The sequence below is a fragment of the Sphaerisporangium fuscum genome, from assembly GCF_018531465.1.
GTDB lineage: Bacteria > Actinomycetota > Actinomycetes > Streptosporangiales > Streptosporangiaceae > Sphaerisporangium > Sphaerisporangium fuscum.
Genome location: NZ_JAHDTF010000038.1, coordinates 104950 through 113418, shown reverse-complemented (window position 1 = coordinate 113418; position 8469 = coordinate 104950). Strand labels below are relative to the sequence as shown.

7 protein-coding genes and 1 tRNA gene are annotated in these 8469 nt (G+C 70.1%); 2 read left to right on the top strand and 6 right to left on the bottom strand.

The features are described from left to right. Positions 1-123: 123 nt before the first annotated feature. The 3 genes from KIK05_RS39060 to KIK05_RS39050 all read right to left on the bottom strand — a co-directional run bounded on the left by KIK05_RS39060 (position 124) and on the right by KIK05_RS39050 (position 3292). On the bottom strand, positions 124-912 hold the full coding sequence (locus KIK05_RS39060) for a Bax inhibitor-1/YccA family protein (protein ID WP_214415912.1): 789 nt from the start codon (positions 910-912) through the stop codon (positions 124-126). A 224-nt stretch (positions 913-1136) separates the two neighbouring features. Further along, a complete protein-coding gene (locus KIK05_RS39055) occupies positions 1137-2474 on the bottom strand; it encodes an FtsX-like permease family protein (protein ID WP_214415911.1) in 1338 nt (445 codons plus the stop codon). After that, entirely contained in the window at positions 2471-3292 is an 822-nt protein-coding gene (locus KIK05_RS39050) for an ABC transporter ATP-binding protein (protein ID WP_214415910.1), read from the bottom strand. The genes KIK05_RS39055 and KIK05_RS39050 overlap by 4 nt, the downstream gene beginning before the upstream one ends. Positions 3293-3454: 162 nt before the next feature. Here KIK05_RS39050 and KIK05_RS39045 point away from each other — a divergent pair, with 162 nt between their 5' ends. Continuing rightward, positions 3455-4279 carry a TetR/AcrR family transcriptional regulator gene (locus KIK05_RS39045; protein ID WP_214415909.1) on the top strand — a complete coding sequence of 275 codons (825 nt, stop codon included), beginning with the start codon at positions 3455-3457 and terminating at the stop codon, positions 4277-4279. A gap of 352 nt (positions 4280-4631) precedes the next feature. Here the strand turns inward: KIK05_RS39045 and KIK05_RS39040 are convergent, their stop codons facing one another. Next, a complete protein-coding gene (locus tag KIK05_RS39040; protein WP_214415908.1) occupies positions 4632-5612 on the bottom strand; it encodes an LLM class flavin-dependent oxidoreductase in 981 nt (326 codons plus the stop codon). 87 nt (positions 5613-5699) lie between these two features. Between KIK05_RS39040 and KIK05_RS39035 the strand changes: the two genes are divergently transcribed. After that, entirely contained in the window at positions 5700-6530 is an 831-nt protein-coding gene (locus tag KIK05_RS39035) for a helix-turn-helix transcriptional regulator (protein ID WP_214415907.1), read from the top strand. Positions 6531-6698: 168 nt separating this feature from the next. On the opposite strand, the gene KIK05_RS39030 is transcribed toward KIK05_RS39035, so the two are convergent. Together KIK05_RS39030 and KIK05_RS39025 are read right to left on the bottom strand one after the other, a co-directional pair. Beyond that, positions 6699-6771: transfer RNA gene (locus KIK05_RS39030), tRNA-Leu, on the bottom strand. A gap of 237 nt (positions 6772-7008) precedes the next feature. Next, a complete protein-coding gene (locus KIK05_RS39025; protein ID WP_214415906.1) occupies positions 7009-8349 on the bottom strand; it encodes an NAD(P)/FAD-dependent oxidoreductase in 1341 nt (446 codons plus the stop codon). Positions 8350-8469 lie beyond the last annotated feature (120 nt).

The following is an 8469-nucleotide window of genomic DNA, read 5'->3' as shown; positions in this document are numbered from 1 at the left end:
TCTACAAGGTCATCCGCGAGTTACAACTGCTACTCGCGACCTGGACCGGCGCATGCCCCACCTGCCATCAAAGACTGAAACCGTCACGCCGCAACCGCCATCGACCGACCTAACAAAGCACTACTAGTCGTTGTTGAAGAAATAGCTGACGAAACGAAGGATCTCCAGGTAGAGCCACACCAGGCTCAGCGTCAGGCTGAAGGCCATCAGCCAGGAGTACTTCTCGGGGACGCCCGCGCGCACGCCCTGCTCGATCGCGTCGAAGTCGAGGAGCAGGAAGAAGCAGCCGAGCAGGATCATCGCGACGCTGAAGATCCAGCCGGTCGGGCTGTCGGTGCGCAGGCCGATGCCGCCCTGCGTGAAGATCGAGGCGATCCAGTTGACGAGCATCAGGGCCACGGCCGCGAAGCCCGCCGCGACGACGAACTTCGCGAACTTCGGCGTCGGCCTGAAGATCTTCAGGGCGTACACCGCCAGCACGCCGGCGAAGGCGACCATCGTGCCGAGCAGCGCCTGGAAGACGATGCCGTCGTAGATGTAGTTGTAGGCGGCGCTGACGATGCCGATGGCGATGCCGTAGGCGACGGAGTAACCGAGGATCAGCGCGGGGTTGGTGCTCTGCCGGAAGGAGACGATCAGGCCGAGGATCAGGCCCACGATCGCCGCCGGGCCCGCGAGCTGCGGCGGGAAGTGGAAGTACCAGGCGGCCGCGGCCGACAGCACGAGGGTGCCCAGCGTGATGAACCCGCGGACCACGACGTCGTCGATCGTCATCGGGCGTGCGGCGGTGGGCGGAGCGTACGCCGGGGCGTTGTACATGTCCTGCAGGTATTGGGGGCTCGCCGTCGGGCCGCCCCACGACTGGCGGTTGTTCTGCCCCAGTCTGCTGAGGACTGGGTTCTTGCTCTGCATCACTGCCTCCACTGCGACCTGCGATCAGCCTGTGTGGTGGAGCCTCACAGGGAGCGCCTGTTGCACTCTGACATCTTGTCGGGCGGCCGGGAACACCCTGCCGTACTGCTGCCGCAGGCCCATCCACCTCCAGCGGCAACGAGTACAACGACCGATCCCATACCGGAGTTCCTGCCCGTGGATCGCGTTTCGATCACCGGCGGGGCACGGCTCCGCGGGGTGGGCTACGGCGCGGAGAGAGCGTCGACGGGCCGGGTGCGCAGGGCGCCCGCCGCCGTGGGGATCGCGGCCAGCATGACGAGCGCGAAGGCGCCGCCGGCGATGGCGAGGTACATCCAGACCGGGCCCGCCGCGAGCGGCGAACCGGTCTTGACCAGGCTGTACGGGACGGTCGTCGCCGCGGCGGCGACGGTGCCCAGCACGACGGCCGTACCGGCGACGACCGCGGCCTCCGCCGCGACCATCTTCAGCACCTGGCCCCGGGTGGCGGCCGACAACCGCAGGAGGCCGAACTCGCGGCTGCGGCGGCGGGTGGCCGCGACGAGCGTGTTGACCACGACGATCGCGGAGAAGCCGATGATCATGACGACCACCAGGTAGTTCACGGGGGCCAGCCGCACGGCCACGTCGCCGGCGGCGGCCGGGCCGTGGTGGGTGCTGTCCTCGGTGCTCTGCATGTAGAGGGTGCCGGCGGCGATGCCGACCAGCAGGATCAGCGGGGACGCCACCGCGGCGCTGTGCTTGGCCCGGACGTGGATGTTGCGCGCGGCCAGCCGGGCGGTCGGCCCGATCCGGGCCTCGGCGAAAACCCTGAGCGGCGTCACGGCCGCCGGGCTGAGCAGGGCGAGCCCCACCGCCACCGCGACCCCGGCCGGGCCCGCCGTGCTCGACAGCAGCGGCCCGTCGTCCATGAACAGCGTCGCCGCCGCCAGGCTGAGGCCGACGACCAGCAGTCCGGCTCCGGCGACCGCGCGAGCGCGGGCGAGCGGCCGGCCCGCCGGGACGGTGGCGTCGGCGAGCGCCCGCACCGGCGGGATCGAGGCCGCGCGCCGGCTGGAGATCAGGGCGGCGCCGATGGCCGCGCACAGGGAGGTGCCCGCGCCGGCGACGAAGGACAACGGGCCGACCGTCAGCTCGGTCGTGGCGCCGACCAGGCCGCCGTCCACCAGCCGGCCGAGGACGACCGCGCCGAGCCCGACGCCGGGCAGCAGGCCCACGGCGATCGCCGGCAGCGCCACCATGGCCGTCTCCCGGACGACGGCCCACCGGACCTGCCACGGCGTGGCCGCGATCGACCGCAGGAGCGCGAGCTCCCGTTCGCGGTGCTGGATCGTCAGGGAGACGGTGGAGACCACGCCGAACGCCACGATCGCCACGGTCCAGCCGCCGAGGATGGCGGGCAGCATGACCAGGAACCCGGGCTCCCGGCCGGTGCGCAGACCGGTCTCCAGCAGGGTCGCGAACGCGGTGAGCAGGGCGGTGCCTGCCGCCATGACGGCGGCCGAGGCGAGGAACGACGCCTTCTGGGCGCGGACGGTCAGCAGAGCCAGCTTCCACTTCATCGGCCGTCACCGTCCCGGCGGACCGGGCCGGCGCCCGCCATCGAGGCGGCGGGGGCGGACAGCTGGGCCATCCGCGCGGCGACCGTCTCGGGGCGCGGATGCGGGATGGAGTCGACGATCCGCCCGTCGGCGAAGAAGACGACGGTGTCGGCGTAGGACGCCGCGACCGGGTCGTGGGTCACCATCACGATGGTCTGCCCCTCCTCGGCCACCGCCTCCCGGAGGATGCCGAGCACCTCCCTGGCGGCCTGGGTGTCCAGCGCGCCGGTCGGCTCGTCGGCGAACAGGACGGCGGGCCGTGAGAGCAGGGCTCGGGCGATGGCCACCCGCTGTTGCTGTCCGCCGGACAGCTCCGCCGGCCGGTGGCCGATCCTGGCGCCGAGGCCGAGGCGGGCGAGGAGGGTGCGCACCTGGCGCTGGTCGGGACGGCGACCGGCGAACTCCAGGGGCAGGGTCACGTTCTGCGCCACGGTCAGCGTCGGGACGAGGTTGAACGACTGGAAGACGAAGCCCATGCGCTCGCGCCGGAGCCGGGTCAGAGCCGCCTCGTCCAGGCCCGTGAGCTCTCGGCCGTCCAGGAGCACCGAGCCGGAGGTGGGCCGCTCGAGCCCGGCGGCGCAGTGCAGCAGGGTGCTCTTCCCCGAGCCCGAGGGGCCCATCACCGCGACGAAGGCGCCCCGGGGGACGCGCATCGTCACCCCGTCCAGCGCGGTCACGGCCGCGTCACCGTGCCCGTGGCGCTTGACCACGCCGCGCAGTTCGAGGGCGTACGGCCAGGGTGCCTGCCGTGACGTGGCTGAGTACGATGTACGAGTCATAAATACACCGTACAGCACACTTTGCCATATGAGGCATCAATTACTATTTATGCAGGTAGATAGCATGAATTTAGTCACTTGCCCGCTTGCGGCCTATAATTTCGTCACGGAATCGGATTCGTGACGAAATCAGGAGTGGCCCACACCATGCCGACATGCGAGATGTGCGGACGTACACTGCGGCCGGCCGAGCGGGGACGGCCGCCGCGGTACTGCTCGCGCGCCTGCCGGGCGCGGGCCTACCGAATACGCGTCGCGGAGCATTCGACGGCCGGCGTCCAGGGCGAGGCGCGGCGGACGGCCGAGCCGACCGGGGCCGGCCATCCCGAGGCGGCCCTGGACCGGTCGCTCGTCGTGCGCGCCGCCATCGAGATAGCCGACCAGGAGGGCGTGGCGGCGGTGTCCATGCGGCGTATCGCCACGCGGCTCGACGCGGGCGCCATGTCGCTGTACCGCTACGTCGCCAGCCGTGAAGAGCTCAACGACCTGATGGTGGACACCGTCTTCGGCGAACGGCCGCTGCCCGAGCCGGGGCCCGACGGCTGGCGGGCCAGGCTGGAGCTGTCCGCGCGCGAGGAGTGGGCGATCTACCGCGACCACCCTTGGGTCTCCCACCTCGTCGCGGTGACCACGCGCCCGCCCGTCGCCCCGAACCTCATGGCGTACACCGACTGGCGGATGAGAGCCCTGCAGGGTCACGGGCTGGATTTCACCACCATGGTCCAGGTCGCCATCATGATCGGCACCTACCTGCAGAGCGCGGCGGTCCCCCTCGCCCACGAGGCGCTGGTCGCGCGGACGACCCGGCAGCAGTGGGCGGACGCCCGGCAGGGCGCGGTCGACCAGACCCTGCGCGCCGCGCGGCTTCCCATGATCTCCGAATTCGGCCCGGAGGCGTTCGAGGCGTCCGAGCCGGAGAACGTCTTCGAGTTCGGCCTGCACCGGATGCTCGACGGCATCGCCGCGCTGCTCGCGTCCGCCGAATGAACGGCCCGTCCCGCGTTTCGGGGCCGGCCCGGGTCTCTCCCCCGGGCCCGTCGGTCGGCGCCCCCTTGGCACAGGACGCTCGGAGGGTGGTTCCGACCAGCCCGATAACCGGTCGCTGGGGGGATTTTTCCGTCAATGACGGGGAGTAAACCCTTTCACCCGGACAGTAAAGCTTCCAGGTAATCACGGAGCGTCGATCATGCCGATGCGATTAGTTGGGGCCAGGGCGCCGCGTCGCTATCGCCCGAGAGATAGAACCGCATCAGTAAACGTTTTCACTCCCCTTTCTCCCCCACCCGAATCGGACAGACCACCGAAACTCGGGACGCGGTCCCCCGGCCGATTCCCCGAATCATGCGGCGTATTCCGGCCGCAGGGCATTCAGCGTTTTCCCCAGCTCGGCGATCCGCTCCAGCTGCTCCAGCTGTGACCGGAGGTCCAGCACGCCGATCCGGCAGACGATGTGACGGGCACCCGCCTCGACATACGGGCGCAGACGGTCCGCCAGAGAGGAGGGCGAGCCGGCCGCAACGAGCTGGATCCGCTGGGCCTCCTCCGGCGTCATCCCGTAGACCGCCCTGGTGTACTCCGCAAGGTCCCGCATGCCCGCCTCCTCGTCGTCGGTGACGAGCAGCGTGGCGAACAGGCCCGCCGTGAGGGCCATCGGGTCCCGCCCGGCACCTGCGGCCGCCTCGCGAACCGCGGCCAGCCCGGTCCCGTAGCCGGCCGGGTCGGGAGGGTAGGGCAGCCAGCCGTCGTACAGCCGTCCCGTCCGCGCCAGCGCGGCCGGTGTGGCGCCCCCGAGCCAGATCGGCGGACCGCCGGGACGGTACGGCGCGATGCCCGCTGGAAGCTCCTCAAAGCGCAGCACGGGCCCCCGATAGGAGCTCGGCTCCCGATTGCTCCAGATGTGCCGCCAGAGCGCCACGGTGTCGTCCAGGCGCGCGAAGCGCCCCTCCCACGGCACCTCCGACAGTTCGTGCAGCGGCCGGCCGAAGCGCCCCGGGAAGCCCGCGCCCACGGCCACGGTGAGCCGGCCGCCGGACATCAGGTCGAGAGAGGCGAGGGACTGCGCCGCCTGCACCGGGCGGCGCAGCACCGGCATCAGCGTGGCGGTGCCGAGGGTGACCCCTTCGGTCACCGCGGCCGCGGTGGCCAGCATGACCAGCGCCTCGATCCGGGGTGTGACCAGGGAGTCGTTCGTCCACACCGAGGCGTAGCCGAGCCGTTCGGCCCGGACGGCGAAATCGGTCAACCGGCGGGGGTCCGTGCCCTCGCCCCACTGGGCCTGCCCGGTCGGCAGCAGGACGCCCAGGCGAATGTCGTCTTCCATGGGCCGTAGCGTGCGGGGTGGCGGTGAATGGCGGCAATTCCCGGCGAGGAATCGCCACAAGCGGGACGCGGCGGCTAGAACTGGCCCGTGGACTTCCCCCAGGCTCTGCGCGAACGCCGGACCCGGCGCCACCTCAGCCAGCTCGACCTCGCCATCCGTGCCGGCACGACGCAGCGGCACATCAGTTTCATCGAAAGCGGCCGCTCGGCTCCCGGGCGAGGCATGGTGATACGGCTGGCCGAGTCGCTGGAGCTGCCGCTACGAGAGCGCAACGGCCTGCTGCTCGCGGCGGGTTACGCCCCGGTCTATCCCGAGACGAGCCTGGACGACCCGGCGCTGGCCCCGGTGCGCACGGCCCTCGGCCACATCCTCACCGGGCACCTCCCCTACCCGGCCATCGTCGTGGACCGGCGCGGCGACCTGGTGGCCGTCAACGCGGCGTTCGGCCTGCTCTCCGAGGGATCGGCGCCCGAACTGCTCGCCCGCCCGGCGAACGTCTACCGGCTCGCCCTGCACCCGGCGGGAATGGCGTCCCGGATCGCGAACTTCGACCAGTGGGCCGGACACATCCTGGAGCGGCTGCACCAGGAATCCCTGCGCAACCCGGACGAACGACTGGCGGAGCTGCACGCCGAGCTGCGCGGGTACGTGCCGAGCCAGCCCCCGGCGGCCGACCACCTGGGGTTCGCGGTGCCGCTGCGCCTGCGCACCGAGCACGGCGAGCTGCGGCTGATGACGACGGTGACGACGTTCGCCACGGCAGTGGACGTCACGATCGCCGAGCTGAAGCTTGAGGCCTTCCTGCCCGCGGACGAGGCGACGGCCGCCCTTCTGACCAGCCGGGATCCTCGTTCCGGCATGCGGGGCGCACTGGATCGGCAGCGCGGAATCGCCGCGACGGACACCCTTGGTGATTAACCGGCGACGCTAATACGACAACACAGAACGGTAACGATTTTCCTGACCCCGGGTGGGTGACCGGTTTGGAACGGTCTCGATAAACGTCCGGAGCGACGGCAAACCGTCAAGGATATAGGCCCGGGGGCACCGATACTGCGAGCGGGGCGTTTCTTATAGACGGCAGAGTGCCCCCGGTGGGACTCGAACCCACACTGGAACCCTTTTAAGGGGTTTGCCTCTGCCATTGGGCTACGGGGGCGCCGTAAATCATACGTAACGGACCACACTTGCGTAACGGGTCAGAGCCTACGAGTCGGCTCTTCCTTCCGCAGTCCGCAAGATAACCGTATACGTCACGCGCCCCGGTGACTCGGGCAATGAACATCAGACCGCTCAAGTAGTCCAATTTCACCACCCCGTCCTTGTTATGCCTTCAGAGAACAGTACGGCTCGCGCGGCAACGTCGTGCGCGCGAGCCGTACCCGAACCTCTCTCGTCAGCCTGTGGCGGCCGCGGCCCTGAACTCCTCACGCGGCGACTCGATCTCACCCAGCGAGACCGTCTCCCGCTTGAAGAACAGGGCGAGCGTCCAGTCGGCCACCACGCGGACCTTGCGGTTCAACGTAGGCACCCGGGACAGATGGTAGGTGCGGTGCATGAACCACGCAGGCAAACCGTGAAGCTTCACGCCATAGACGTTCGCGACGCCCTTGTGCAGGCCGAGCCCCGCGACCGAGCCGACGTACTTGTGCCGGTACTCGCGGAGCGGGCGGCCGCGCAGGTAGTCGACGACGTTCTCGGCGAGCACCTTGCTCTGCCGGACCGCGTGCTGGGCGTTGGGAGCGCAGTACTGGCCGGGGTTGGTCACGTCGGGCACGCCCGCCACGTCACCGGCGGCGAAGGCGCCCTTGGTGCCGGCGACGGTGAGCCTGGTCGTGGTCTTGATCCGGCCGCGCTCGTCGAGGGGCAGGTCGCCCGCGTTGGCGACGGGGCTGGGCTTCACGCCGGCGGTCCACACGATGGTGGCCGACTCGAACTCGTCGCCGTCGGAGAGCACCACGTTGCCGCCCTCGCAGGACTTCAGCAGCGTCTTCATCTTGACCTCGATGCCGCGCTTCTGCAGCTCCTCGGCCGTCCACTTGCCCATCTCGGGGCCCACCTCGGGCAGGATGCGGTCGCTGGCCTCGACGAGCACCCAGCGCAGGTCCGCCTCCGAGAGGGTGTCGTAGTACTTCACCGCGTCCCTGGCCATGTCCTCCAGCTCGGCCAGGGCCTCGACGCCCGCGAAGCCGCCGCCGACCACGACGAACGTGAGCGCGCGCCGGCGCACCTTCTCGTCGTCGGTGGAGTCGGCCCGGTCGAGCAGGGCCAGCACACGGTTGCGCAGCGCGATGGCCTCGCCGATGGTCTTGAAGCCGATCGCGGCGTCCGCCAGGCCGGGGATGGGCAGGGTGCGGGAGACCGAGCCGGCCGCCATGACGATGACGTCGTAGTCGATCTCCTCGACGGGGCCGGTGTTCGGCTCGAACGTCACCGACTTGGTGGCGTGGCTCACGTTGGTGACCTTGCCGTTGAGGATCCGGACCTTCGGCAGCACGCGGCGCAGCGGCGTCACCACATGGCGCGGGGAAAGGTTGCCCGCCGCCGCCTCGGGGAGGAAGGGCTGGTAGGTCATGTAGGACTGGGGGTCGACCAGCGTGATGCGAACCGTCCCGGTCCGCAGCGGACGACGGAGCAGGCTCTGGAGCCGGAGCGCCGTGTAGAGACCGACGTAACCTCCGCCGACGATCAGGATGTGCTTGGCCTTGTGGTCCACCTGAGTGCCCCTTCGTGGCATGGCGTTGCTTGTGAAACCATTCACAAGGCTACGTCACGACCCGGTATCAGCGCCAATCCCCTACTCGGCAACTCTGCCCGTTTTTCCGAAACCGTCCACCTAGGCGGCAGATTCTTCGCA

Bases quoted from the DNA above. Each gene is read 5' to 3' on its own strand.
- KIK05_RS39060 (WP_214415912.1), bottom strand. From the start codon at position 912: ATGCAGAGCAAGAACCCAGTCCTCAGCAGACTGGGGCAGAACAACCGC.
- KIK05_RS39055 (WP_214415911.1), bottom strand. From the start codon at position 2,474: ATGAAGTGGAAGCTGGCTCTGCTGACCGTCCGCGCCCAGAAGGCGTCG.
- KIK05_RS39050 (WP_214415910.1), bottom strand. From the start codon at position 3,292: ATGACTCGTACATCGTACTCAGCCACGTCACGGCAGGCACCCTGGCCG.
- KIK05_RS39045 (WP_214415909.1), top strand. From the start codon at position 3,455: ATGTGCGGACGTACACTGCGGCCGGCCGAGCGGGGACGGCCGCCGCGG.
- KIK05_RS39040 (WP_214415908.1), bottom strand. From the start codon at position 5,612: ATGGAAGACGACATTCGCCTGGGCGTCCTGCTGCCGACCGGGCAGGCC.
- KIK05_RS39025 (WP_214415906.1), bottom strand. From the start codon at position 8,349: ATGCCACGAAGGGGCACTCAGGTGGACCACAAGGCCAAGCACATCCTG.